Consider the following 24,583-nt stretch of genomic DNA (forward strand, 5'->3'; position numbering starts at 1 on the left):
AACTCGCCGCATGCTATCACCTATCATCGGCATCACAAACTTAGTAAAGACGGCATACTGCGATTGCAGTCTAGTCTAGCTGATCGCCGCTATCCAGGGCTCGCAGGCGAGCGCTTACCCAGGCCAGATCGTTGGCATATTGCGGAATATTGGGATAGGCTGCCGCCAGTTTCGCGGCTAACTCCATACTTTCCTTAAAACAGCCTCTTGCCTGGGGCAACCGTCCGACGGCTTGCTCCACCATGCCGACATTGTTTAGCGATATACTCAAGTCGCGCAGCGCTTGCGGACTGTCGCCCAGCGCCCCCCGCAATTGCCGGCTCAAGCCCAAGCTTTCGGCATAGGCCGCCCGCGCCTCTTCCAGGCGGCCCAGGGCATTATCCACATTGCCGATGTTGTCCAGCGACATACTCAGATCGCGCAGCGCTTGCGGACTGTCGCCCAGCACCTCCCGCAGTTGCCGGAACAAGCCCAGGCTCTCGACATAGGCCGCCCGCGCCTCTTCCAGGCGGCCCAGGGCATTATCCACATTGCCGATCTTCTCCAGCGATATACTCAGATCGCGCAGCGCTTGCGGACTGTCGCCCAGCGCCTCCCGCAGTTGCCGGCGCAAGCCCAGGCTTTCCGCATAGACCGCCCGCGCCTCCTCCAGGCGGCCCAGGGTTTCATCCACCGCGCCGATCTTGTTCAACGAAATACTTAAATCGCGCAGCGCTTGCGGACTGTCGCCCAGCGTCTCCCGCAGTTGCCGGCACAATCCCAAGCTTTCGGCATAGGCCGCCCGCGCCTCTTCCAGGCGGCCCAGGATTTGATCCACCGCGCCGGTGTTGTTCAGCGACACAAACAAGTCGCGTAGCGCTTGCGGACTGTCGCCCAGCACCTCCCGCAGTTGCCGGAACAAGCCCAGGCTCTCGACATAGGCCGCCCTCGCCTCCTCCAGGCGGCCCAGGGCATTATCCACATCCCCGATCATGTTCAGCGAGACACTCAAATCGCGCAACGCTTGCGGACTGTCGCCCAGCACCTCCCGCAGTTGCCGGAACAAGCCCAGGCTCTCGACATAGGCCGCCCGCGCCTCCTCCAGGCGGCCCAGGGCATTATCCACATCGCCGATCTTGTTCAACGAAATACTCAAATCGCGCAGCGCTTGCGGACTGTCGCCCAGCGTCTCCCGCAGTTGCCGGCGCAAGCCCAAGCTTTCGGCATAGACCGCCCGTGCCTGTTCCAAGCGACCCAGGACCTCATCCACCGCGCCGACTTTGTTCAGCGAAATACTTAAATCGCGCAGCGCTTGCGGACTGTCGCCCAGCGCCTCCCGCAGTTGCCGGCGCAAGCCCAGGCTTTCCGCATAGACCGCCCGCGCCTCCTCCAGGCGGCCCAGGGCGTTATCCACATCGCCGATGTTGTTCAGCGACACACTCAAATCTCGCAACGCTTGCGGACTGTCGCCCAGCACCTCCCGCAGTTGCCGGAACAAGCCCAGGCTCTCGACATAGGCCGCCCGCGCCTCTTCCAGGCGGCCAAGAGCTTGATCCACATCGCCGACCTTGACCAACGACACACTCAAATCGCGCAGCGCTTGCGGACTGTCGCCCAACGCCTCCCGCAGTTGCCGGCGTAAACCCAGGTTTTCGGCATAGGCCGCCCGCGCCTCTTCCAGACGGCCCAAAGTTTGGTCTATATCACCGGCATAATTCAAAATTATGCTGAGATTGCGCACGGCGTCGGGAGCGTCAGCCTTATTAGCCAACTGCCGCAACACCGGCGACATTTGCTCGACAACGTGCCCGGCAGCGACGTAATCCATTCTCTCCATAGCCGCGTCTAACGCAGCGAAAGCCGCATCGGCCGACAGCCGCTGTTTGTCGGTAGTGTTTTCCCACAAGCGTCGCCATTCCAGTTCGGCTGCTGACAATTCCCGACTGGCAGCCAAGCTGGCAAGAGCCGGCACATTCTCTGAGTAGTTTGCTGCTGGGTTTGGCTCTGGCGTCGGTAAATCGGCGGTAAAACTGCGGATACTCCATAGATCCGGCAGCATGCTGGGCACATCGATACGAAACTCGGCCGGCAGCATCACTATCAGCGGGCAAGCGACATCGCGTTCCAGCAAAAAGCGCCTTTCGTTAAGGCGGGCCAGCAATTGCCAAACAGCCCGGCGCTGGGTATCACCATCCATCCTTAGCTCCAGCCACAAGGGCGGGCGCTTGTCGCCCAGCGGCCGGGCAGCGAGTATCGCCGCCAAGGTTGCTTCAAGTTGTTCAGGCTGTTGTAAAACAAAATGCCGTAACGGCAGGGTATTGATGCTCAGCAAGTCTTGCAGGCGCTGTTTCAAGGCCTGGACCGGCGCGGGATGCCGGCTAAACAACACCGCCAACGTAAAGCCGCGCGCCCATTCCAGATGCGGGCGCAGCTTACGCCAAATGCTGTCCAGCTCGGTTTGATACTCGGTGTCAGTCACCTTTAGCAACGATGTCGCGCAACAGCGGATGCACATCAAACCAGTCGTCGCCGTTGCGGTAGTTGAGGATGTATTTGCCTTCGGTCAGGCGGGCAAAGTCCGGTAGTTTATCCAGGCTTTCCAATTGCCGGTCGTGCTTTTCCAAAACCCGCGCCAACACCTGTTTGTCATCGCGAGCCAGGGGCATGTCATTACGCAAGGCGCTTTCCGCGCTGGCCAGCACCGCATCGGGTAGCGGTAGCGATTCCTGGTACAGCGCTTCGGTGATACATAATCCGACTAGACGGAAAAAATCGCGCAAATCGCCACCGGAGTTGGCGGCCAGCCTTAGTAGTTGTTGTCTATGAAAAAACTGGCCCCATTCCGGAAAACGCCGACCGACAATATCGACCATCGCATTCAGGCCGGTTTCGGAAGGTACCGGCGCATCGCCGTCTTGCGGACGATTTTCGTAAACATGTACGCTGGGCAGCATATAAATTTTGCCGCCGGAATATAAAGCCGCCAGACTGCCGGCCAAGGCCGTCAAATACGGCGGAATGGTGCAAACCAAATACAGCGGCGGGAAACGCAATTTGTCGGCATGCCCGGAAAAAATGGTTTCCACACTCTTGAACACTTTGCCAATATCTTCACTGTCACCGACCCCACGCAGGCGTTCCACCGAGTCCAACAACAACACGACTTTTTTATCGGGCTGACGGGCTTTCCGGCGGGCGACAGCGACAACGTTTTCGACGAATTTGCGCGCTTCCTGTACTAATCTGGCGACGTGACCGCGTGTGCCTTCCTGGAGCTTTTTCTTGAAAGTAGGATTTTCCCGTAGCGACATTTTCAAACTGGCTTTGAGGTCCTCGCCGGCTTCCAAACCAAGTTCCTCGATTTTGACTTCGCTTTGCAGAAAAGTCCAAACCCGTTCGAAAAAGCCAATGTTGGCTGGATCGTGGCCGTAACGTTCTTCGATTTTTTCCGATAAACCACCGAGCATGCTGATCAGAAAATCGGTGATTTCCACAGCCATGGTCAAATTCAGGTATTCGGCCATATCGACGTAAAACACTTCGCAACCCTGCTCGCGCAGCATTTCCGCCAGACGCATCAGTTCGGTGGTTTTACCGGTACCTCGGTTTCCGGAAAATAAATAGGTACCGCCGCCTTCGTCAAAATCTATGCGATCAGCCAAAACCTGAACCAGTGCTCTGCCAGGCCCGTGCAAACCCTCCACGTAAAGATCTTCGCTAACACCATCCGAAATCAAGGGATGGTCGCCGAACACCACTGGCCGGGTGGCATCCAACGCATTGAGACAAGCTTTTATTTTTGGGCGTAATTCTGCCGGGTTGACCATGAGTATCTCTAGCCTATTTCAGTAAACAATCCAGTTTCGGAACTGTCGGCAATGTTAGCACGCTGCCTGGTTCTCGTAAGCCATTCCTGATGTTGTTTCCAGGCCGTTGTTGAAAACCTGTTGGCTAATCACCCAACAAGTTGTGGATAAGTTACCGTTAAAAAGCCTTATTTTAGTTATCCACAAACCGTAAACAACTAGAAAGGCCAATTTATAACAGTGTTAATTGTTGCTAACACTCTGACTTAAAATAATTAAACATGCTTTTCCACAGATTTTTCAGCACTAGTAGTAATAATAGTCTTAAGATCTTTATAAAGTTATTACTATTATTGCGACACGATTCTGTCCTTTGAGCCCCCAAAAAACATCAATCTTCTGCGGGCAGTTGTTCAGTTAGGCTTTTAGGCAGCTTCTTTTTGACTTTCACGCCCAATTCTTCTAATGCGCTGGCCTGACGCAGCAAGTTGCCGCCACCGCTACTGAGTTTGTTGACGATGCCGTCGTAGGTTTTTTGCACCGTGCTGAGTTGGTTGCCCAGTTTTTCTATGTCTTCGACAAAACCTCTGATCTTGTCGTATAAGCTGCCGGCCTTATCGGCGATCAAACGGGCATTTTCGTTTTGTTGTTCGTAGCGCCAGATGTTTTGTACGGTGCGCAAAGTGGCCAGCAAGGTAGTCGGGGTAACGACGACGATTTTGTGCTCGAATGCATCGTTGAATAACTTCTCGTCAGCTTGGAATGCGGCCATGAAGGCGGCTTCGATGGGCATAAACAGCAACACAAAATCCAGTGACCTTAGACCTTTTAAACTGGAGTAGTCTTTATTGCTTAAACCTTTGATATGGTTTCTGACTGCTTCGGTATGTTGCTTCAAGGCTTCGATACGCTGGTTATCGTCATCCGCCGAGCAATAACGCTCGTAAGCCACCAACGAAACTTTGGAGTCGATGATGACATCTTTGTTTTCCGGCAGGCGGACGATCACGTCGGGTTTGAATAGGCGATTGTCTTCGTCGCGGAATGAGCCTTGGGTTTCGTATTCGATGCCTTTGCGCAAACCGGATTGCTCCAGCACCTTCTCCAGAATCATCTCACCCCAATTGCCTTGGGTTTTATGATCGCCTTTTAACGCACGGGTCAGGTTCAGCGCTTCCTGATTCATTTTGGCGGTGTCTCGGCGCAGGGAGACGATTTCCTCGCGTAAGGAGATTCGATCTTTGGTTTCGTTGTCGTAAACGCTTTCGACGCGATTTTTGAATTCGCCTAATTGCTGCTTCAGTGGCGCGACCAGATTTTCGATGCTGGTTTTGTTGTGTTCGGCGAACTGTTTGCCGCGTTCTTCGAATATTTTGTGGGCCAGATTCTCGAACTGGGTTTTTAGCTGATTTTCCGCGTCTTGCAGCAGACGGATTTTCTCTTCGTTGTGTTTATGCTGTTCCTGCTGGCGGGTGTTAAGTTCGGCATTCTCGGTTTTCAATGCCAGTAACTGGTGTTGCAAACTTTGCAGCTCGGTTTCCTTTTGAGTCAACAATAGCGTGCGCTCCTCCGCTACCGCCAATTTGACTGCTTGTTGTTGGAGCTGCTGTTGCTGTTGCTCTAACTGACTTTGCAACTCGCGATGCCGCTTACCGCTCAGCCAGGCGCAAACGGCATAGCCAAGTAACGCCGCTAGCGGTAGTGATGCCAGCGCCATCCATATCTCTTCCATCAGAATCTCTTAGTGACTAAAACGTACGGGTTAACGCGGTTTAATGGACAAATCGCCGATGGTAAAGCCAATATCAAACCCCTTTCCTTTGCCCAGCATAACCAAGGAAATTTCGCCTCGGGTCAATACTTGCCTGTCCACCGAGTTTTTAAACCCAAAGTGATTGCCCAGCGAAACATAATTGCCGAATATTTCGCTGATATATTTGACGTCGGTGAAATAGGCTTCGCCTTCTATGACCGAATAACCGATCGTAAAACCGATGCTTTTTGAAGATAGCGAGACCAAGGCTTTCTGGCCGTTACGGCAGGTGATTTCCCCGGTACCGTCATATTGTTTATAAGCCAGCGAAAAGCCCTCCAGCTTGTAGGTCATGCTGCAAGTACCCAATTTCTTTTCGCCAAATTGCTCGTTAAAGTCAATCTCTGCTTGATTAGGCTGGCTGGTATCGGCGGCTTCCGGAACGGCTGGAGTTGCCGGTTCCGATGGTTGTGGAGACGGCGCGTCGGTTAGCGGATGGGTGACAAAATCGGCATGGCTCAAATTTGGCAACATTGCGAAGCTGAGAACCAAAAGTAAAGACCCGGTTAATTTGCAATGTCGATAAGCGTATTTCTCTTTACTGGCCGGTAAAATCGATTCAGCGTTTTTACTATGTTTATTCATCTGTTTTGACCTAATTCGGTTAAATCTTTCCCGTCATAATGCCTAATTTCGCTAGCAACTAAAACCGATACGGCGGAACTATTGAAATTCTACCTCTCGGCAACCACTTTCGCGCATATTCATATACCGCATTTATCTTTTGAAGATCACGGAGTAAATGGCATGAACAATCAAATATCGGGATGGCGAAAATTGGGTAAGGATTGGAATGCGTTGACGTTTTATCAACGCTTCGAAAGCGGCGTCGCGTTTGCGCTGACTTTTTTGGTGATGTTGGTGGTAAGCGTCGCATTGTTCAGGTTATTCGTCGGCGTGATCGGCGGACTGGTATTCGATGCCTTGAATCCTTTGGACCACGAAATATTCCAACAGGTATTCGGCGAGATTATGACCTTGCTGATTGCGCTGGAGTTTAACCACACCTTACAGTACGTCGTCACCCGCGAGCAAAGCGTCATCCAAACCAAGGTTGTACTCTTGATCGCCCTGCTGGCGTTGGCGCGTAAATTTATCGTGCTGGACATCGGCAAAATTTCCGCCGACGTATTATTAGCCTTGGCGGCGGTGACATTGGTGTTGGGCGTCACCTATTGGCTGATGCGCGAACGTGATGACCGGTTGGTTGAGGCAAATTCGTCTAAATCGGGTAATCAGATACCCGGATAGTTTCGTAGGTCACGTTGGCGCGATACGACTGTATGGATACAGGAGGTAGGGCAACGCAGGAGCAGTTGCCGAGCGGCTACGTGACAAATCGAGCCATGTTGTCAGGGAACGCTATCGCGAACCCTGACCTACCGGGCTACGTGGCCTTTTTTGGAGGGATCATTTCAACGAAAGGTCCCTTGCTAGTTGTTCAAGGAACCTGTTATAGGCTTGATCTTGAGCTAGTTTGTTGCGCTCCTTAGTGAATCTATCTACCCACTCAACTTGCCATTCTTTACTATGACTTTGACGATCACCATCGTTAGTCGAAATATCACTACGGATTCGGGCGTCTTTTCCAGACCCACCGTAAGGTGCAAACGCCTCCTCCATGAAAGTTTCGTAAGTATGAAACAACTCACTTGAAAAGAATGGTTTGTAGGTGTACATGGCTTTATCTACGGCGCGTTTTTTTGCGATGATTTCTACTGGTGTCATTTCTTTCCAACACCCGACAAATGCTAAGTAGGAGTATATGTCATTAAGATCGCCGCCCACTGTTTTGTAGATTTCGCTTCGCAATGCAGTTGCACGCTCGCTGGTCTTTATCGAGTTATTGATGATGATACCGAGTATTAGCACCAAGACTGGCGTCACAAGTGATACACCTAGCTTGGCGATTTCAAGACTTTCCCAAGGTAAATCCATGTAATCCTCCAGTCATTCGTTACAGAAAACTGATAAGTGTTATTTCCGTATCGGGCGAGAACATTGAGTTTTCGCCTGTTTCAGAAGCTATCAAATACTTCACCCGCGGCATCTAAGGTCATTTGTAAATCAGCATCCGTATGCGCGGCAGACACAAAACCAGCCTCGAACGCCGACGGTGCTAAATAAACGCCTTTATCCAACATCCCATGGAAGAAACGTTTGAAACGATCGACATCGCAAGCCATGACTTGTGAAAAACGGCTGACCGATTTTTCATTGCTAAAGAACAATCCAAACATACCTCTGACTTGGTTGGTGGTAAAAGCGATGCCGGCTTGGTCGGCGGCGGTTTGCAGGCCAGCCAATAATTTTGCGGTTTTGGCGGTCAGGGCCTCGTAGAAGCCTGGCTGATTGATCAGTTCCAGGGTTTTCAAACCGGCGGCCATCGCCACAGGGCAACCCGACAAGGTGCCGGCTTGATAGACGGGCCCCAGCGGCGCCAGATATTCCATGATTTTGCGGCTGCCGCCGAACGCGCCGACCGGAAGGCCGCCGCCGATGATTTTACCCAGCGTGGTCAAATCCGGTTTGATCCCGTACAAGCCTTGCGCACCTTGTAAGCCGACACGGAAGCCGGTCATCACTTCGTCGAAAATCAACACGCTGCCGTATTGATCGCAGACGTCACGCAGGGTTTGCAAGAAGCCGGGTTCCGGCGGGATGCAGTTCATATTGCCGGCGACCGGTTCGACGATGATGCAGGCGATCTTGTCGCCGAGTTCGGCAAAGGTGCCGCGTACCGAATCACTATCGTTGTAGGTCAGGGTGAGAGTGTCGGCTGCAACCGAGGCGGGTACGCCCGGCGAGCTAGGTACGCCGAAAGTCAACGCGCCGGATCCAGCCTTGACCAGCAGGGAATCGGAATGGCCGTGGTAACAGCCTTCGAATTTAACAATCTTGTCGCGGCCGGTGTAACCGCGCGCCAGACGTAGCGCGCTCATGGTAGCTTCGGTGCCTGAGCTGACCATGCGCACCATTTCTATCGACGGCAGCAGTTCGCAGACTGTTTGTGCCATCAATGTTTCGATCTCGGTGGGCGCACCAAAGCTCAAGCCTTTTTCGGCGCTGAGCTTAACCGCGTCGATTACGGCCGGATGCGCGTGGCCCAAAATCATCGGCCCCCAGGAACCGACATAATCGACGTAACGCCTGCCTTCACTGTCGTAAACGTAAGCGCCAGCTGCGCGATCAAAGTATACCGGCGTGCCGCCGACGCCGCTGAAGGAACGCACCGGCGAATTGACGCCGCCGGGAATGTATTGTTTGGCTTGAGAAAATAATTCGGAAGATTGAGTCATGGAGATGAAAGATAGAGAAATCGTGTAGGTTGGGTTAGCGAAGCGTAACCCAACACGTAGGCCTTAAGACGTGGGGAACGTCCTATCGAGCGGTGACGTTATGGTTTGCCGAACAAATGCGGCCCTTTCGGTTGCGGTTTGTTTTGCAAACAGAAATAAGCCGCAGCGTCGAATTTGATCTGTAAGGTGTGGGTGTCTTCGTGATCTTCCAGATATTTCTCAGCATCGATTTCCGACAGATCTTTCATGATGTGTTCGGCGATGCAGTCGCAACTTTCTTGAAAACGTTTTTCGTCGACGTCTTTGTTATTCGAATTTTTCAGTTCCCGCGCTACACATTTGGCGGAAAATTCTTTTTCGAACTGGCGTTTCTCAGGTTCGGTAGCTTCGCCGCTATCAATTCTGTGTACCGCTTTTTTGGCAGTGCCGGCACTGGCTTTGGGGGCTTCTGCTTCATCGCTGGAGCAGCCGGCAATGGTCAACGCCGAAACAATCAACGTCGCAAAGAGATAAGAAGTTTTTCTAGTTTTCATAAGTGTTGTTAGTTTTATTAGTTAAGTAAATCTTGCAGCAATGGCGCCAAGGTGTTTTGTTGTTGGCTTTGGGTTAATCGATTTGCGGTAACAATGCTTTTTAGTTGGTGCAAAGCCAGACTGAAATCGTCGTTAACAATTAAATAATCGTACTCCGGATAGTGGCTCATTTCAGTCACCGCATCGCGCATACGTCGGGCAATCACTTCAGGATTATCCTGACCGCGATTTTGCAAACGCTGGCTCAAAACCTCGATAGACGGCGGCAGGATGAAGATCGACAGGCTTTCCGGCAACATCCTTCTTACCTGCTGAGCCCCTTGCCAATCAATTTCCAAGATCACATCCAAGCCTTTGGCCAGATTATCTTCCACAGTCTGCTGCGCGGTACCGTAGAAATTATCGAAGACTTGCGCGTGCTCTAAAAAGGCTTGCCGTTCGATCATGGCTTTAAACGCTTCGACCGAAACAAAAAAATAATCGACGCCATCCTGTTCGCCGCTGCGCATTGCCCGGGTAGTGTGCGACACCGACACGGCCAGATCGTCCATCTCGGCAATCAGTTGTTTAACCAGACTGGTTTTGCCTGCCCCGGACGGCGCGGAAATAATATAAAGTTTGCCCGAAATCATGTGTATTAATGAGGGTAATCCATGCGACCGTCATTCTTTTCTGATAACGTCCATAGAGTCAAGCCCTAAGCGGTCACTGTGGTATCATGCAAGGCCTTTCTAAGCCCCTTCTTGAATGCCGATGAGTGTGATTTGGAACAACTGCCTGGCCAAGCTTGAACATGAAATTCCCAGTACCGATTTCAGCACCTGGATCAGGCCGCTGCAAGCAGTGGAAACCGACAGCCAGTTAAAATTACTCGCCCCTAACCGCTTTATTATCGACCATATCAAACAGCATTTTTTCGCGATAATCGAAGATGCGGTCAACGAGTTTTCTAATGCGACTTTAGCGGTGCAGTTTGAAATCGGCAGTAAAAAATCGCCGGCCATCAAAGCGCCCATCCTCAGTAAGAGTCCGACACAAAAGAAGAACCAACCCAATTTTTTAAACAAAGCTTTCACCTTCGAGAGCTTTGTGGAAGGTAAATCCAATCAATTAGCCAGAGCCGCTTCGGTAACGGTTTCCGACAATATCGGCAAGGTTTACAACCCGCTGTTTATCTACGGCAGTTCCGGTCTGGGTAAAACCCACTTGATGCATGCCATCGGCAACGCAGTGTTATTGAAAAAACCCGACGCCAATATTGTCTATCTGCATTCCGAGAAATTCGTACAGGACATGGTCAAGGCGCTGCAACAAAACAGCATCAACCAGTTTAAAGAGTATTACCGCAGCATCGATATTTTATTGATGGACGATATCCAGTTTCTGGCCGGCAAGGAACGTTCGCAAGAAGAGTTTTTTCACACCTTTAACAACTTGTTGGATAACAAACATCAGGTGGTGTTGACTTGCGATAAATATCCCAAAGAAATTGATGGCTTGGAAGACCGATTGAAATCTCGCTTCGGCTGGGGCTTGCCGGTGGCGATTGAACCGCCGGATCTGGAAACTCGTGCGGCGATTTTGATTAAAAAGGCCATGCAGGTTGGTGTGGATCTGGATCAAGACATCGCCTTCTTCATTGCTAAACGCATACCTTCCAATGTTAGAGATCTGGAAGGTGCGTTACGGCGGGTGGTGGCCAATTCGCAATTTACCGGCCGCGACATCACCCTGGAATTTACCAAGGAAGCCCTGCACGATTTGATCAGCTTGCAAGACAAGTTAATCAGCATCGATAACATTCAGAAAACAGTAGCCGAATATTTCAAAATCAGAGTGGCCGATTTATCTTCAAAAAACCGTAAACAATCCATCACCCGGCCCAGACAGGTGGCCATGTGTCTGGCCAGGGAATTGACCTCGCATAGCTATCCGGAAATCGGCGATGCCTTTGGCGGACGCGATCACACCACGGTCATCAATGCCTGTAAGCGCGTGGCTGAGTTGAAAGACGACGATGTGAAGATGGCGGAAGATTACAAAAACCTGTTGAGAACCTTATCGCATTAATTGCGTGTAAGTTGTGGATAAAGTGTGCCGAAAATACGTCATTGAGGTTATCCACAAACCCCATACAAGCTAAAACGGTATCCGACAACAATGTTTGATACATGCTAAGATTTTGATTTAAATTAGATAAACTTGGTTTTCCACAGCTTTTTGTTTACATAGTAGTAACAATATATAAAAGATATTTATATGAAATTTATTATTAGCAGAGATCAAATTTTGCCGCCGTTGCAGCAAATTGTCAGCGTTATCGAGAAACGGCAAACCATGCCGATTCTGTCCAATGTGCTGTTGCAAGCCAGCGACGATCAGTTGGTGATGACCGGTACAGATACGGAAATTCAGATTGTTGCTAAGTTAAATATCGAATCAATATCGCATTCCGGGGAAATCACGGTTCCTGCCAGAAAGTTTCTGGATATTTGTCGCTTATTACCGAATGGCGCGGAAATTCACTTCGAGCTACAAGACGATAAAGTCAAAGTCGTCTCCGGCCGCAGCCGATTTTCTTTGAGTACTCTGCCGGCCGAGCATTACCCTGAATTTAATGAGTCCGATTTTGAGCATAGCTTTTTGCTGAATGCCGGCAAATTCAAGAAAGCACTGGATAAAACCGTGTTTTGCATGGCTAATCAAGACGTACGCTATTACTTGAATGGTTTGTTGCTGAATGTCAGTAATTCCAAACTAAAACTGGTGGCTTCCGACGGTCATCGTTTGTCGATTTATGAAGACGATATCGGCCAAGCGACCGGTTATGAGTCCCGCATCATCATGCCCAGAAAAGCGGTACAGGAACTTAGCCGCTTGTTGGACGATGCAGACGCTGAATTAAATATCCAGTTTTCCAGCAACAACATCCGGATTTATTACAAGGATGTGGTGTTCTCGTCCAAACTGATCGACGCGAAGTTTCCGGATTTTAGTAAGGTATTCAATCAAAGCTTTATGAGTCCGTTACTGATTCAAAAACAGGTCTTGAGAGATGCGCTGACCAGGGTGGCGATTCTGTCCAATGAAAAGTACAAAGGCGTAACTTTCGATATTTCCGGAGATTTGCTGAAACTCAGTACGCACAATCCCGAGCATGATGAGGCCGAGGAGGAATTGATCATCGATTATCAAGGCGAGCCCTTGAGTATTTCCTTTAACTCTCAGTACATGTTGGATGCGGTATCCAATCTCGATTCCGAAATGGCCGTGCTGACCATAGCCGGCAACGCCAGCAGTTGTTTCATCGAAGAACCCGAACAGCCTTTGTTTAAATTTATTGTCATGCCGATGCGGATGTAGGTCGTTTAGCGATTATGACCTTGTTAAAGCTGGATGTGCTGTCGGTCAGAAACATCCATTCCGCAAGCATCTCGCCGTCGCCCGCCATTAATTTGATCACCGGCGCCAATGCCAGCGGTAAGAGTTCGCTGCTGGAAGCTATTTTTATTTTGGGTCGATCCCGCTCGTTCAGAACGACTCATACCAAGCAGGCCATTTCGTTCGATCAATCGCAGTTGACCGTTTCCGCGCAAAATCGGCAACACTCCGGCTCGATCAGTACGCTGGGGATACAGATTGACAATAAACAATGCCAGATCCGTATCGATCAGGAAGATAGGCAAAAAGCGGATTTGGCGTACGCGTTGCCGGTGCAATTGATTCATCCCAAGAGTTATCGTTTGCTGGACTCCGGGCCGCAAATCCGTAGAGAGTTTTTGGACTGGGGGATTTTTAATCAACACAAAAACTTTTTGCCCTGTTGGCGCAAGTTTAATAAGGCCTTGCAGCAACGTAATGCCTTATTGAAAACGCGGCAGATTAAACAGCTCTCGGCTTGGGATAAGGAGCTTGTGGAATATGGGCAGGTGATTAACGATTTTCGTTTGACTTACTTGGCAAGCTTGCAACCGGTGTTTTTAGAAATGGCCCGGCATTTCTTAAGCAAAGAAGATGTCGATTTGCGCTTCTTAGCCGGCTGGGACGACAAGCAACCCTTGGACTTGATGTTAAAAACTGATTTGGATCGGGATATACGCTACGGCTTCACTCATAGCGGTCCGCATCGCGCCGATTTTCAAACTTATCTGAACAAAAGACTGGCGAAGGACTATCTCTCGCGCGGACAGCAAAAGCTGTTGGTATTGGCTTTGCTGTTAGCGCAAGTAACCTTATTGAATCAGGAAAGCCCGAATGCCTGTTGCATTTTAATTGATGATCTTACATCCGAATTGGATGCAGAAAACCGGGCAAAATTGATAAAATACCTCGTTGGATTGAGCTGCCAGGTTTTTATCAGCAGTACTGATGTAGCTGATTTTGGTGACTTAAGTGCAATAGAAAATTATAAATGGTTTCACGTGGAACACGGCGACGTAAAACAGCTTTAAGGTTTCACGTGAAACAAATAATAAAAAACAACAACAAATCCCATCACACACGATTGACTTGGCGTTTGTATAACGCAAAAGCTAGGCATCGTTGCGGTAAAACACAACACAATGGATATACCCATGAGTGAACAATACGATAGTTCGAATATCACAGTACTAAAAGGATTGGATGCGGTCAGAAAACGTCCGGGCATGTACATCGGCGATACCGATGACGGCTCCGGTTTGCATCACATGGTATTCGAAGTAGTCGATAACTCCATCGACGAAGCATTAGCCGGATACTGCAAAGGCGTTGATGTCGTGATTCATGAAAATGGCTCCATATCCGTTTACGACGACGGACGCGGCATTCCGGTCGATATTCATAAAGAAGAAGGCCGTTCCGCCGCCGAAGTCATCATGACTATCCTGCATGCTGGCGGTAAGTTCGATGACAACGCTTATAAAGTCTCCGGCGGCTTGCACGGCGTAGGCGTCTCGGTGGTGAATGCTTTGTCTGAAGAGCTAACGCTGAAAATTCGCAAGAACGGCAAGCTGCACATGCAAAAATATATCCTTGGCGAGCCCGTAGCGCCCTTGGCGGTTATAGGTGATTGCGAAGGCAGCGGTACCTACATAAACTTCAAACCCAGCCCTACCATCTTCACCAACATCGAATTTCACTACGACATTCTCGCCAAGCGTTTGCGCGAACTGTCGTTTTTAAATTCCGGTGTGCGAATTTCCTTGCGCGACGAAAGAACCGGCAAGGAAGATGTATTCGAATTCGAAGGTGGCATCAGCGCCTTCGTACAACATCTGAACAAAAACAAAACCCCGCTGTTTGAAAAAGTCTTCCACTTTATCGCCGAGAAAGAAGGCGTGGTGGTGGAAGTGGCGATGCAATGGAACGACTCCTACCAGGAAAATGTGTTCTGTTACACCAACAACATCCCGCAGCGTGACGGTGGTACGCATTTGGCCGGGTTTAGAGGCGCGTTGACTCGCACCATCAACCAATACATCGAAACCAACGGCCTGGCTAAAAAAGAAAAAGTTGCCACCACCGGCGACGATGCCCGCGAAGGTTTAACCGCTGTGTTATCGGTGAAAGTGCCCGATCCTAAGTTCTCTTCGCAAACCAAGGACAAATTGGTTTCATCGGAAGTAAAGCCGTTGGTGGAATCGACCATGAACGAGAAACTCCAGGAATTCTTGCTGGAGCAACCGCAAGTCGCCAAAGCCATCGTCAACAAAATTATCGACGCCGCCAGAGCGCGTGAGGCCGCTAGAAAAGCCCGCGAAATGACCCGTCGCAAAACCACGCTGGATATTGCTGGCTTGCCAGGCAAACTGGCCGATTGCCAGGAAAAAGACCCGGCCTTGTCCGAACTGTTCATAGTGGAAGGGGACTCGGCGGGCGGCTCCGCCAAACAGGGTCGTGATCGCCGCACTCAAGCCATCCTGCCGTTGAAAGGTAAAATCCTTAACGTGGAACGCGCCCGCTTCGACAGAATGATTTCGTCGGAAGAAGTGGGTACCCTGATTACCGCGCTGGGCTGCGGTATCGGTAAAGACGAATACAACATCGATAAACTCCGTTATCACCGCATCATCATCATGACCGACGCGGACGTCGACGGCTCGCACATTCGCACCCTGTTACTCACCTTCTTCTATCGGCAATTGCCGGAATTGGTCGAGCGCGGCCACATCTACATCGCGCAGCCGCCCTTGTACAAAGTCAAAAAAGGTAAACAAGAGCATTACGTCAAAGACGACAACGCCTTAAACCAATACCTGATTCAACTGGCTTTGGACAAAGCGCAACTACAAACCGATGCCGACACTCCGGTAATTCAAGGCCAAGGCCTGGAAAAGCTGGCGACGGAATTTGCCGACGTGATGAGCATCATCAACCGCCTGTCCAGACGCTACGACGACCTGTACTTAGAGCAAATGACCTATATGCAGGTGCTTAGCGACGACATCAAAGCCGATCAGCAAAAGCTGCAAGCCTGGTTGGATTTGCTGCAAAAAAATTTGAACGAAGGCGGTCACAAAGCCATATTCAGCACCCAGCTAAAATATCGCGACAGCGAAGACTTTGATATAGAAGTGAGTAAACGCCTGCACGGCATTACCAAAAGCTTTGTCCTGCATGCGCCGTTCTTCGCCGGCAACGATTATCAAAAAATCGCCCGCTACGTGGAAAAAACCCTCAGCATGTTCGGCGAAACCTCTGTCATGCGCATGGGTGAGCGCGAACAGCAAGTGGATACATTCAAACAAGCGTTCGAATGGATGATGAAAGAAGTCAAAAAAGGCCAGCACATCCAGCGCTACAAAGGTCTGGGCGAAATGAACCCGGAACAGCTCTGGGAAACCACCCTGGACGCCAACAGCCGCCGCATGCTGCAAGTCACCATCAACGACGTAGTCGCCGCCGACGAGATCTTCACCACCCTGATGGGCGATGTCGTGGAACCGCGCCGGGATTTCATCGTGAAGAATGCGCTGGATGTGGCGAATTTGGACGTGTAACGATGTGTCGAGTGACACAAAAAATGAAAAGTGTGCCAAATTAGTGAAAAACTATTGACACAAAAAATGAAAAAATCCGACAGTTCTTGCTCATTTATTTCAAACTGAGCACTCGCGAAGCAGGTACCCATTCTTGAGAGGGTACCTGCTCTCCTAAATTTATTTTGATTGTCAGGATTTTTGGTTTGATAGGGAAAAATCTAAGGGAATGGAAAAAATGCACATAGTGTGTTGGTTAATTCTGGCAAAAGCAGTCTACAGCCATATTGATTCAATTGTGCGCTGAATGCCACTGCATATTCCCGGCCTATACCAGCATAGTATTCCATCCCAAACCAGCCACCAATTCCAATATGATTGCGACATAACAGAACGAGAACTGTCGCTATTGACCCCAAAGCAACATTTACAGCTTTGCGATCAATGTAGGCTGGAATTTAATGAACTGCCGTTCAACTTAAAGTTTTTGTTAAACGCTCTTCATCTCGCAGCGTCAGAACTTCATAGCCATCTGCTGTAACCGCAATAGTGTGTTCCCATTGTGCAGAGAGTTTTTTGTCACGAGTAACAACTGTCCAACCATCACGCTTTGTTTTGATTTTAGCTTCGCCTTGGTTGATCATTGGCTCAATGGTAAAGGTCATACCTTCTTGCAAAACAATTCCGCTATTAGGTTTTCCGTAATGTAAAACCTTAGGCTCCTCATGCATTTCTTGGCCAATACCGTGACCGCAGTATTCGCGTACAACCGAATAGCCTTGTGAAGATGCAAATTTTTTAATCGCGTAACCAATATCACCAAGTGTTGCGCCGGGTTTCACTGCGCGAATACCCTGCCACATAGCCTCGTAAGTTTTATCAACTAGCCTTTGGGCTAATGGCGAAGCATCCCCAACCATGTACATTTTGCTTGAGTCGGTGATAAAACCATTTTTTTCAAGCGTTATATCCACATTGATGATGTCGCCGGACTTAAGCAATTGGGTGGTGGAAGGTATGCCGTGACACACCACATCATTGATCGATGTGTTTAGAACGAAAGGGAAATCATATTGCCCTTTACTGGCCGGTCTTGCATTTAACGTGTTGGTAATAAAATCTTCAACCCAATCATTTATGTCCATGGTTGAAATGCCGACTTTGATGTGTTGATCGAGATGGCTGAACACAGATGCGAGCAAACGCCCTGATTCACGCATCAAATCAAGTTCATTCTCACTTTTTAGGATAACACTAGCCATTGCTAACTTCATTTAACTCAACAGCAGCAAGGCGTAATTGTTCTCGCAAAATCTCTGTGTAAGTCATGTTGGGATGAGTTTCGGCGAGCATGCCGATTTTTATCCAAAACTCAGCCTGGGAATTGATCGAACGAACCATCGTGCCACTGGCTTTCCGGATCTCTTCATGTAGTTCATCACTGATTTTAACGATGCCCATAATTACCACTAATATACGAAACGTATATGTATTGTATATTAACGTAATGTTGCTCACAAGAATCTGCAAATAACGTTTCAAGCGAATGCTGGTTTCCCGCTACACCGGCACGGTTACCTTTTGTACGAAACCCATGTGCAGCAAGCCATTAAATTAGCCGTGCGCGGAAGCCGAATTGCCAAACACGCATCGGCGCATACTTTTCGCCACAGCTTGCTTCACAGCCGCATCTAACGCAAAAAGATGTTGAGCAAGCAATAAAAAATATTCTGGATATCTTGACCACCGCCTTAGCTTACCAAATGGAGATCGGATTAAGATTCGCGGCTTTGGAGGCTTTTCAACGACGCATCGCAATTCACGTATTGGTCGTGATCCCAAAGCCGGTGAATCGGTCAGTGTGCCAAGACGACGAACTTTACACTTTGGGCCAGGTTTCAATTTGCGCGTCAAGGTAAACGCATCAGGCGAACGATACAAAACTATTAAAGACGCCAAGTACCCCTAGTGGGGTCGTTGGGCATAAATCGGTTTAGGTTTGGATGGCGGCTTTGCCGCCTTGGGTAGTGTTATTTTCGCGGGCGCGAAAATCAGGTATTGGGGATTGGATTTAAGGCAGCGTTTGTTTGGATGCCTTCGGCGGTGCTACCTAGGATCTGCCAGTGGCTCCTTAATAGCGAGAGTGTAAATAGACGCCGCTTAGATTTTGTCTTCGCGTTGATTCATTTGGGCTTGCCCTTGCCCTTGACGAGTAAAGGTGGTGATCTAGGGAACTCGATACCTAGCTTGTTTATTACTAAAAATCAAAGCGTTATCAATGATAGGATCTGGCTTGGGGGCTTTGAAGCCTTTTTCGATGAAGTATCGTCGGCTTGTATCGGGACTTCACCTCACCCGCTACGATGACAATTCGTCCTTGGATGAGATGGATTGTTAGGACAGCAATCTTGATCTATGAATAAATAAAATCAACTTAATCTTTAGAGAATTGCAGCATCTCTGCCGGCGAGACCGATAAAGCATCCGCCAACTTGCAAATATTCAGCAAGGCTATGTTTCGTTTCCCCCGTTCCACTCCGCCCAAATAGCTTCGAGCCATACCGCACTCCAATGCCAGTTGCTCTTGAGACCAGCCGCGCAACTTCCTAAGTTGAACAATACGTTGTCCAAATAAGACGAGAGGATCAGGCGTGAGCTCAGACTGAATAGGCATTTCATGATGCTACTAACCAGTACTCTATGAGGCCACGCTCTATAAGTGACAATTTCTCACTATCGGCTTATATTTGGTGTTTTGCCTCCATATTCCGATGTCGTATTCTTCGATCCACGCCAAGTTGGCTCACCTTTCGGGAAGTCAGATAGATAACCTGATTGCCCGGTATTACGAGGGAGCGAGGATTGCCGATTTATTGAGTGAATTTGTTATCGATTGTCAGCCCGCTCAACTCTATAAATTACTACCACCAATTCTTCATGATTCGGTCGCTTGTCCAAATTGTGGCGCGACTATGATGTCGCAGCGTGCGGCAAGACATGCCAGTCCAAGCAAATCAAAAAAAAGCTTGTACTGTCCGGAATGCCGCCACCAAAGTGCGTTGCGTTGTAAGTGCGACTATTGTCGCGATCGTCGGAAGGTCAAGAATGGAGGAATTTCATCTATTCCCTCGGACAATCGATGTTCCGGAATTCAGTGCATAAATCGTCAGGAGATCAAACCGGCTGATTTGACTTTAGAACAAGCTATAGCCCTGTTAGCTCTCATTCGTTGCGATGATTTTAGTGATGGCAATGAACAGAGAATATTCGCCTCTAGTTTGATGTCCGTGCCGTTTGTTCCCAGAGGCAGTTATGCAAAAACACTAATCGAAAAGCTAGGTAAGGCGACGATACTTGGCTTTAGACCGGCGAGCTATTATGTTTTTGATACGCTTGAGGATGAAGGGATATCGACATTGCAATTTCCAATTATCTGGAATATCTCCATTGATGCACTTCTTGAGTTGGTCCATCAAATAGAACATTGTGCTCGGACTATGGTATGGCCCGGCCACTGGATAAATCAGCTTCCCAAAATGAAGCAATCTCTGGCCTTAGCCGAGTGTCAAGAGTACTACGATTTTTGTATTAAACAACGTAGCTTACCGTCATCGCCACAGCGAAGTACGACGCTGATGTTGACCAATTTGCTGCAAGATTATTCCGTAGCGCAGTGTTATAGGATTATCTATGCTGGAGCCCGAGCCGCAGCGGATTTTTTGGTCAGAACCTCTTGTACTGCTCAACATGCCTCCAATTACATGATAGGTGCTTGCCAGCGTTGGGTCGATCGAGCGCGTGCTGAAAAATGGCAGGTATCTCCGTTTTGCAGAGACTATGAACTTCCACGCAGTATGGTTAGCCATGTTTTATACGAAGACTTTTTGAAATGCGGGGATGATGGGTTAAACCTCGCTCTGGATAAGATTAGCTGGCCAAAAACCTAGTTCCTAATAATGAAATTGGTGCAAATTGCGTGTAGACGAGATTTTTTATTCAGGACTTGGTGAGGGCTGGTCGTTTTTTTTCTAAATTTTTAGGATAGTGATAATTGGTAAACATGCAGAATTGTTGACTTTTTTCATTTCCAAGCGACAAGTTGTCAACTGATTTTTGCTGACATAACTAATTGATAATTATTGATTATTTACTTTACTCTCCAATATGGTTATGCTCAGTCTTAACTTAAATATGTTATTGGTTTTAACCAACCATGAATCCATTTGCTTGTCTTTTACACACGATTCGAATGCAGCGAGGTATTCGCCAAACAGAGTTGTCCGATCTAATCGGGTATGAGCAAACTTACATCTCCGCACTTGAGATTGGAAAAAAAGGTCCGCCAACGCCAGAGTTTGTTGAAAAGCTGATTACGGCGTTGGACTTGAAAGGAGAAGAACGTGAGCACCTGCTTAAAGCAGTAGAAGCGTCCAATCGAAAGTTGGTAATTGATAGCGATATGCCACAGGACGTGTTTTGGATGCTTCAGGAGCTACGTGATCGTGTATCTGATCTAACCCTAGCGGAAATACAGTTGATTCGCCAGGTTCTCAAACTCAAGGAATCTTACGGCAATAGTTACGTCGAGCCAGGTTATCGATTGCATCGACGCAAAAAAATGGAGGCTCAAATGTAAAAACGGGACAAACCTTGCGGCTTGCCCCGCTGGGTGGAGCATCTAACGATACCCCGATTTGCATCTTCAGTATCGTCAAACTTCCCACTAGCGTCAAGCCCACTCTAATCACCAGTGTCTGCGCAACGTCGAGTTTAATTACCCGGCGCAGGCGTTGTTACGCCAGAAAGCAGCGCTATTCAACAATAGCAGTGGCTGTAGCCGGCAGCGTTTTGCCTGTTGTAGCCGTACTGCAGGAGAGTAATCATGTCAAACCATCTTTGGCGGGGGGCTTGGCGTGGTCGTCAGCCCGACGGCGACGTTCACAAACGAGCTCGAACTGTCATCACCCCATCAGGCGGCATTGTTCGCGGTAAATTCCCCAGCCGCAAGAACGGGCGGATGGTCCACCATGAGGGATTGCTAGAACTCGAAGCGATTTATCTGTTCGAGGCATCCCCCAATATTGTCCGCTATCGTGAACAACCCTTAACCCTTCAGTATCCCGATGGCGCCAAATTGCGCCGATATACCCCGGATTTCGAGCTGGTGTTGACCACCGGCGAAATCCTCCTCATCGAAGTCAAGCCGGTCAGTAGCCTTGGTCATGACGATGTGCAGCACAAACTTAATTGTGTCGCTGAGCATATGCGTAGATCGAAAATGCCCTTCGTTATATTGACCGATGAAGTAATACGGCAAGAGCCCCGCTTATCCAATCTACGCTGGATATATCATCGGGCTCGACGAATTCCACCATCGCCAGATGCTATGACGGTTGCCATTAATAAGATTCGTCATTGTTTTCCCATGTCGCTTGAAAAGACAACAGCCCTGCTTAGTACAACTGGTATTGATCCTTTTAGCCGATTTGTCGAGGTAAGTGACATTGACCCTTGCAGTCTATTGCTAGCAGGCCATCTACGCTGTTCCTTGGATCTGCCGATTTCTCAAGAAACCTTAATTGAATTGAATATGGAGGCAGACAATGGCTGGTTTTGCATTGCACAAGAACAGGGTTTTTGACTGGAACGGCACTGAATATCGCATTGACCGGATTCAACCGAATGGTGATGTGCTTTTGGAAAGGATGAGTGACGGCCATTTTTCGGTGATCAGTCGTGAGCAACTACTTTCTGAGTATGCGGAAGGCAAAATTTCTGCGAAGACAGTTGATGCAGTTTCATCGACTATTTCGTCAGTACCTTCATTTTCACGACCGCTCGATGAACTCTCTGAAGGCGTCAGAAACGCCATGAAGCGGCGTAAACATTATCTCGAACGCATTCTCGATCATGGTGATCGGATTTTTACACCGGAGTATTTGAAGCCGTTGATTGAGCAGGCCGCAGCGGAAATCGGAGATTTAACCCCGCCGGCCGTGATTACTGTATATCGTTGGTATCGCCGATTTAAATCATTTAATGACCCGCGAGCAATCATTCCGAGGACTGATCTTCGTGGTCCCAAGGCATTACGGCAAAATGATCGCATTCTCCAACTGCTAGCAGAGGCTTTGGAGGAGGCTTTCAAAATCTCACCACAGGCGACGTGCCGCAGTGTTTACACGCTCTTACTTGGCAAAATCGATATTGAGAATCAGCGATCGATCGGAGGCGAACTCACCAAACCACCTTCCTTACGTACCCTATACCGATTGGTTGAGCGTGCTGAGGCATACGAACTCGTGGTCTTAAAGGAAGGTAAGGCGGCTGCCGATAGGCGTTTTAGGATCGGTAAAGCCGGTGTAAAAACCTCTCGTATCCTTGAGCGCGTTGAAATTGATCATACACCGCTCGATCTATTCCTCATTGACGAAAGAACTTGGCTACCTCTGGGCAGGCCAACGTTAACCGTGATTATCGATCACTACAGCCGGATGTTACTTGGGTACTATTTGAGTTTTGATAGCCCTTCAACTGCGGCGGTGATGGGGGCATTACGGCATGCCATTCTGCCCAAAAAGTTGGCAACTGCGGTCATCGCAAACCTAAAAACCGTCTATACGTGGACTTGTTACGGTCTTCTTGAATTAATGGTGGTCGACAACGGCTTGGAGTTCCATAGCAATGATCTGGAAAGCGTTGCTTACGATTTGGGAATTCGTATCCAATATTGTCCCAAACATGCCCCGCGTTTCAAAGGCGTGGTCGAGCGCTATCTAAAAACGATCAACTACTTCTTTGCTCATCAGCTGCCTGGTACTAGTTTCGCCAAATTTTATCTGCGTGGCGATTACGATCCACAAAAAGCGGCGTTGTTAACCTTTGCGGAATTTAAGCAAATCTTCGAAAAGTGGGTGGTTGATGTTTATGCCCAGGACGAACATCGAGGACTCGGTAAAACCACGCCATGGGCTCGCTGGCAAGAAAGTATTGCGCATTACGAACTGATATTGCCGGATGATTTGCGCACGTTGCAGCGCCGAATTGGGTTAGTTGAAGAGCGTTCATTACGACGCGATGGCATTTTTCTGCATGGCATCCGCTACAGTGGCGATGAGCTCGGTCCCATCCTGCGTGGATTTGGTGAAGGGGTGAAAGTTCGGTTGGTCTACGACCCGGAAGACTTGGGTGAAATCCAGGTTTGGGGCCCCAATGATGCCGAGCCAGTTACGGTAAAGGCACTCGATTACGAGTTTGCTCATGGACTGACCGTTAAACAAAATGAATTTATTCGTCAATATCTGCGGGAGCAAGGAGCGGAAGTTATCGATAAAGCTGCTCTCGAACGGGCTCGATATGAACTGGCACAAGCCGTCGAAGCATTAATGACCAATCGAAAACATCGTGCTCGGCGCCGCAGCGCTGCGCTGCGGGGGATTAGTAGTAGTAAACCAAACGGGTCCGAGCTAAATACCGATACAAAACCCGATGTTATCGCGGTACCCAAGCCGCAAAAAAACAAAGCGTCAAAAGTGTTTGAACAGGGTCAAGAACAGACGGCGATGGAAATCATCACCTCCTTTCAAATGAAACGCTGAAAGGGGAACTACGATGAATTCCAACGAAATTTTCTCTGCAATACAACAATTTGATGAAGAATATATTCCATTTCCCCCGTTTGTCACAGCCATTGACGCTATCAAAACCAATCTTTCGCTCTATCGCGAGATCAAAATCCCTCGTCATTTATTGGTGCTTGGGGAAAGTGGAGCCGGAAAAAGCAGCCTTTGCAAATGGGTAAAACATCAATATCCTAAATTGACTTTGCCGGATCGTGATGTCACCCCGGTGCTGGTAGTATCGGTACCATCGGGAGCCACTATTTCGAGTGTGGCTTCTTCCATGCTCGAACAGCTGGGTGATCCAGCTGCAGCATTCGGAACGGTATCGGCGAAGACCTCGCGCGTGATAACTTTATGCCGGGCCTGTCGGGTTGAAATGCTTCTGTTCGATGAAGCCCAACACATTCAGGATAGAGGGTTGGCTGTGACGCATTACAAAGTGGGTGACTGGTTAAAATCATTGATAGATCAAACAGCGATTCCAACCGTTTTGCTGGGGACACCACGACTTGAAGAGCTGTTGCGCGTCAACGAACAACTGCGGAGGCGTTTTTCTAGGGGCTGTTGCCGTT

At 49.0% G+C, this 24,583-nt stretch carries 22 protein-coding genes; 11 read left to right on the plus strand and 11 right to left on the minus strand.

The genetic code is table 11. The features are described from left to right. Positions 1-70: 70 nt before the first annotated feature. The 4 genes from A1332_RS19615 to A1332_RS19630 all read right to left on the minus strand — a co-directional run bounded on the left by A1332_RS19615 (position 71) and on the right by A1332_RS19630 (position 6,183). Positions 71-2,458, minus strand: a complete 2,388-nt coding sequence (locus tag A1332_RS19615) for a tetratricopeptide repeat protein (RefSeq protein ID WP_197491518.1) — start codon at positions 2,456-2,458, stop codon at positions 71-73. Then, the gene (locus A1332_RS19620; RefSeq protein ID WP_064010112.1) at positions 2,451-3,806 is read right to left on the minus strand and encodes an ATP-binding protein; all 1,356 of its coding nucleotides are present in this window, start codon (positions 3,804-3,806) and stop codon (positions 2,451-2,453) included. Before A1332_RS19620 ends, A1332_RS19615 begins: the two co-directional genes overlap by 8 nt. Positions 3,807-4,176: 370 nt before the next feature. Then, positions 4,177-5,517: a DNA recombination protein RmuC gene (locus A1332_RS19625; protein ID WP_231890364.1), complete on the minus strand. Its 1,341-nt coding sequence runs from the start codon at positions 5,515-5,517 to the stop codon at positions 4,177-4,179. Between the two features lie 30 nt (positions 5,518-5,547). Next, a complete protein-coding gene (locus A1332_RS19630) occupies positions 5,548-6,183 on the minus strand; it encodes a hypothetical protein (protein WP_064010113.1) in 636 nt (211 codons plus the stop codon). A gap of 162 nt (positions 6,184-6,345) precedes the next feature. Here A1332_RS19630 and A1332_RS19635 point away from each other — a divergent pair, with 162 nt between their 5' ends. Next, positions 6,346-6,849, plus strand: coding sequence for a phosphate-starvation-inducible PsiE family protein (locus A1332_RS19635; RefSeq protein ID WP_064010114.1), 504 nt, complete (start codon positions 6,346-6,348; stop codon positions 6,847-6,849). 159 nt (positions 6,850-7,008) lie between these two features. Here A1332_RS19635 and A1332_RS19640 read toward each other — a convergent pair whose 3' ends face one another. The 4 genes from A1332_RS19640 to gmk all read right to left on the minus strand — a co-directional run bounded on the left by A1332_RS19640 (position 7,009) and on the right by gmk (position 10,062). Beyond that, positions 7,009-7,536, minus strand: a complete 528-nt coding sequence (locus tag A1332_RS19640) for a hypothetical protein (protein ID WP_064010115.1) — start codon at positions 7,534-7,536, stop codon at positions 7,009-7,011. Between the two features lie 80 nt (positions 7,537-7,616). Beyond that, the gene (gene hemL / locus A1332_RS19645; RefSeq protein WP_064010116.1) at positions 7,617-8,897 is read right to left on the minus strand and encodes a glutamate-1-semialdehyde 2,1-aminomutase; all 1,281 of its coding nucleotides are present in this window, start codon (positions 8,895-8,897) and stop codon (positions 7,617-7,619) included. Positions 8,898-8,995: 98 nt separating this feature from the next. After that, positions 8,996-9,430: a hypothetical protein gene (locus A1332_RS19650; protein ID WP_064010117.1), complete on the minus strand. Its 435-nt coding sequence runs from the start codon at positions 9,428-9,430 to the stop codon at positions 8,996-8,998. Positions 9,431-9,447: 17 nt separating this feature from the next. Beyond that, on the minus strand, positions 9,448-10,062 hold the full coding sequence (gene gmk / locus A1332_RS19655; RefSeq protein ID WP_064010118.1) for a guanylate kinase: 615 nt from the start codon (positions 10,060-10,062) through the stop codon (positions 9,448-9,450). Between the two features lie 121 nt (positions 10,063-10,183). Between gmk and dnaA the strand changes: the two genes are divergently transcribed. From dnaA to gyrB, 4 genes are all read left to right on the plus strand, one after another. Next, positions 10,184-11,500 carry a chromosomal replication initiator protein DnaA gene (gene dnaA / locus A1332_RS19660; RefSeq protein WP_064010119.1) on the plus strand — a complete coding sequence of 439 codons (1,317 nt, stop codon included), beginning with the start codon at positions 10,184-10,186 and terminating at the stop codon, positions 11,498-11,500. 189 nt (positions 11,501-11,689) lie between these two features. After that, complete coding sequence (gene dnaN / locus A1332_RS19665; RefSeq protein WP_064010120.1) at positions 11,690-12,793, plus strand: DNA polymerase III subunit beta; 1,104 nt, start codon at positions 11,690-11,692, stop codon at positions 12,791-12,793. A 14-nt stretch (positions 12,794-12,807) separates the two neighbouring features. Beyond that, entirely contained in the window at positions 12,808-13,881 is a 1,074-nt protein-coding gene (recF, locus tag A1332_RS19670; protein ID WP_064010121.1) for a DNA replication/repair protein RecF, read from the plus strand. Between the two features lie 123 nt (positions 13,882-14,004). Further along, the gene (gene gyrB, locus A1332_RS19675; protein WP_064010132.1) at positions 14,005-16,410 is read left to right on the plus strand and encodes a DNA topoisomerase (ATP-hydrolyzing) subunit B; all 2,406 of its coding nucleotides are present in this window, start codon (positions 14,005-14,007) and stop codon (positions 16,408-16,410) included. A gap of 452 nt (positions 16,411-16,862) precedes the next feature. On the opposite strand, the gene map is transcribed toward gyrB, so the two are convergent. Further along, positions 16,863-17,651, minus strand: coding sequence for a type I methionyl aminopeptidase (map, locus tag A1332_RS19680; RefSeq protein ID WP_064010134.1), 789 nt, complete (start codon positions 17,649-17,651; stop codon positions 16,863-16,865). Then, on the minus strand, positions 17,644-17,850 hold the full coding sequence (locus A1332_RS19685) for a ParD-like family protein (protein WP_064010133.1): 207 nt from the start codon (positions 17,848-17,850) through the stop codon (positions 17,644-17,646). The genes map and A1332_RS19685 overlap by 8 nt, the downstream gene beginning before the upstream one ends. Before the next feature lie 319 nt (positions 17,851-18,169). Here A1332_RS19685 and A1332_RS26575 point away from each other — a divergent pair, with 319 nt between their 5' ends. After that, positions 18,170-18,358, plus strand: a complete 189-nt coding sequence (locus A1332_RS26575) for an HU family DNA-binding protein (protein ID WP_419866001.1) — start codon at positions 18,170-18,172, stop codon at positions 18,356-18,358. A 465-nt stretch (positions 18,359-18,823) separates the two neighbouring features. Here the strand turns inward: A1332_RS26575 and A1332_RS19690 are convergent, their stop codons facing one another. Next, positions 18,824-19,063 carry a helix-turn-helix domain-containing protein gene (locus A1332_RS19690; RefSeq protein ID WP_064010122.1) on the minus strand — a complete coding sequence of 80 codons (240 nt, stop codon included), beginning with the start codon at positions 19,061-19,063 and terminating at the stop codon, positions 18,824-18,826. A 199-nt stretch (positions 19,064-19,262) separates the two neighbouring features. On the opposite strand from A1332_RS19690, the gene A1332_RS19695 reads away from it, so the two are divergent. The 5 genes from A1332_RS19695 to A1332_RS25055 all read left to right on the plus strand — a co-directional run. Further along, positions 19,263-20,336, plus strand: coding sequence for a hypothetical protein (locus A1332_RS19695; RefSeq protein ID WP_157204059.1), 1,074 nt, complete (start codon positions 19,263-19,265; stop codon positions 20,334-20,336). 266 nt (positions 20,337-20,602) lie between these two features. Beyond that, entirely contained in the window at positions 20,603-21,025 is a 423-nt protein-coding gene (locus A1332_RS19700) for a helix-turn-helix domain-containing protein (protein ID WP_064010124.1), read from the plus strand. Between the two features lie 246 nt (positions 21,026-21,271). After that, a complete protein-coding gene (locus tag A1332_RS19705; RefSeq protein WP_064010125.1) occupies positions 21,272-22,030 on the plus strand; it encodes a TnsA endonuclease N-terminal domain-containing protein in 759 nt (252 codons plus the stop codon). Next, entirely contained in the window at positions 21,993-23,987 is a 1,995-nt protein-coding gene (locus A1332_RS19710) for a Mu transposase C-terminal domain-containing protein (RefSeq protein ID WP_064010126.1), read from the plus strand. The genes A1332_RS19705 and A1332_RS19710 overlap by 38 nt, the downstream gene beginning before the upstream one ends. A 13-nt stretch (positions 23,988-24,000) precedes the next feature. Then, the coding region (locus A1332_RS25055; RefSeq protein ID WP_157204060.1) for a TniB family NTP-binding protein at positions 24,001-24,583 on the plus strand (583 nt) is incomplete at its 3' end.

The sequence above is a fragment of the Methylomonas methanica genome, from assembly GCF_001644035.1.
In the GTDB taxonomy this organism is placed as follows: Bacteria; Pseudomonadota; Gammaproteobacteria; order Methylococcales; family Methylomonadaceae; genus Methylomonas; species Methylomonas methanica_A.

What these genes read in the sequence shown, in the direction of transcription:
- A1332_RS19640 (WP_064010115.1), bottom strand. Translation starts at nt 7,536, where the DNA reads ATGGATTTACCTTGGGAAAGTCTTGAAATCGCCAAGCTAGGTGTATCA.
- A1332_RS19700 (WP_064010124.1), top strand. Translation starts at nt 20,603, where the DNA reads ATGAATCCATTTGCTTGTCTTTTACACACGATTCGAATGCAGCGAGGT.
- hemL (WP_064010116.1), bottom strand. Translation starts at nt 8,897, where the DNA reads ATGACTCAATCTTCCGAATTATTTTCTCAAGCCAAACAATACATTCCC.
- recF (WP_064010121.1), top strand. Translation starts at nt 12,808, where the DNA reads ATGACCTTGTTAAAGCTGGATGTGCTGTCGGTCAGAAACATCCATTCC.
- A1332_RS19625 (WP_231890364.1), bottom strand. Translation starts at nt 5,517, where the DNA reads ATGGAAGAGATATGGATGGCGCTGGCATCACTACCGCTAGCGGCGTTA.
- A1332_RS19635 (WP_064010114.1), top strand. Translation starts at nt 6,346, where the DNA reads ATGAACAATCAAATATCGGGATGGCGAAAATTGGGTAAGGATTGGAAT.
- gyrB (WP_064010132.1), top strand. Translation starts at nt 14,005, where the DNA reads ATGAGTGAACAATACGATAGTTCGAATATCACAGTACTAAAAGGATTG.
- A1332_RS19650 (WP_064010117.1), bottom strand. Translation starts at nt 9,430, where the DNA reads ATGAAAACTAGAAAAACTTCTTATCTCTTTGCGACGTTGATTGTTTCG.
- A1332_RS19710 (WP_064010126.1), top strand. Translation starts at nt 21,993, where the DNA reads ATGGCTGGTTTTGCATTGCACAAGAACAGGGTTTTTGACTGGAACGGC.
- dnaA (WP_064010119.1), top strand. Translation starts at nt 10,184, where the DNA reads ATGAGTGTGATTTGGAACAACTGCCTGGCCAAGCTTGAACATGAAATT.
- dnaN (WP_064010120.1), top strand. Translation starts at nt 11,690, where the DNA reads ATGAAATTTATTATTAGCAGAGATCAAATTTTGCCGCCGTTGCAGCAA.
- map (WP_064010134.1), bottom strand. Translation starts at nt 17,651, where the DNA reads ATGGCTAGTGTTATCCTAAAAAGTGAGAATGAACTTGATTTGATGCGT.
- A1332_RS19705 (WP_064010125.1), top strand. Translation starts at nt 21,272, where the DNA reads ATGTCAAACCATCTTTGGCGGGGGGCTTGGCGTGGTCGTCAGCCCGAC.
- A1332_RS19630 (WP_064010113.1), bottom strand. Translation starts at nt 6,183, where the DNA reads ATGAATAAACATAGTAAAAACGCTGAATCGATTTTACCGGCCAGTAAA.
- gmk (WP_064010118.1), bottom strand. Translation starts at nt 10,062, where the DNA reads ATGATTTCGGGCAAACTTTATATTATTTCCGCGCCGTCCGGGGCAGGC.
- A1332_RS19620 (WP_064010112.1), bottom strand. Translation starts at nt 3,806, where the DNA reads ATGGTCAACCCGGCAGAATTACGCCCAAAAATAAAAGCTTGTCTCAAT.
- A1332_RS19685 (WP_064010133.1), bottom strand. Translation starts at nt 17,850, where the DNA reads ATGGGCATCGTTAAAATCAGTGATGAACTACATGAAGAGATCCGGAAA.
- A1332_RS19690 (WP_064010122.1), bottom strand. Translation starts at nt 19,063, where the DNA reads ATGCCTATTCAGTCTGAGCTCACGCCTGATCCTCTCGTCTTATTTGGA.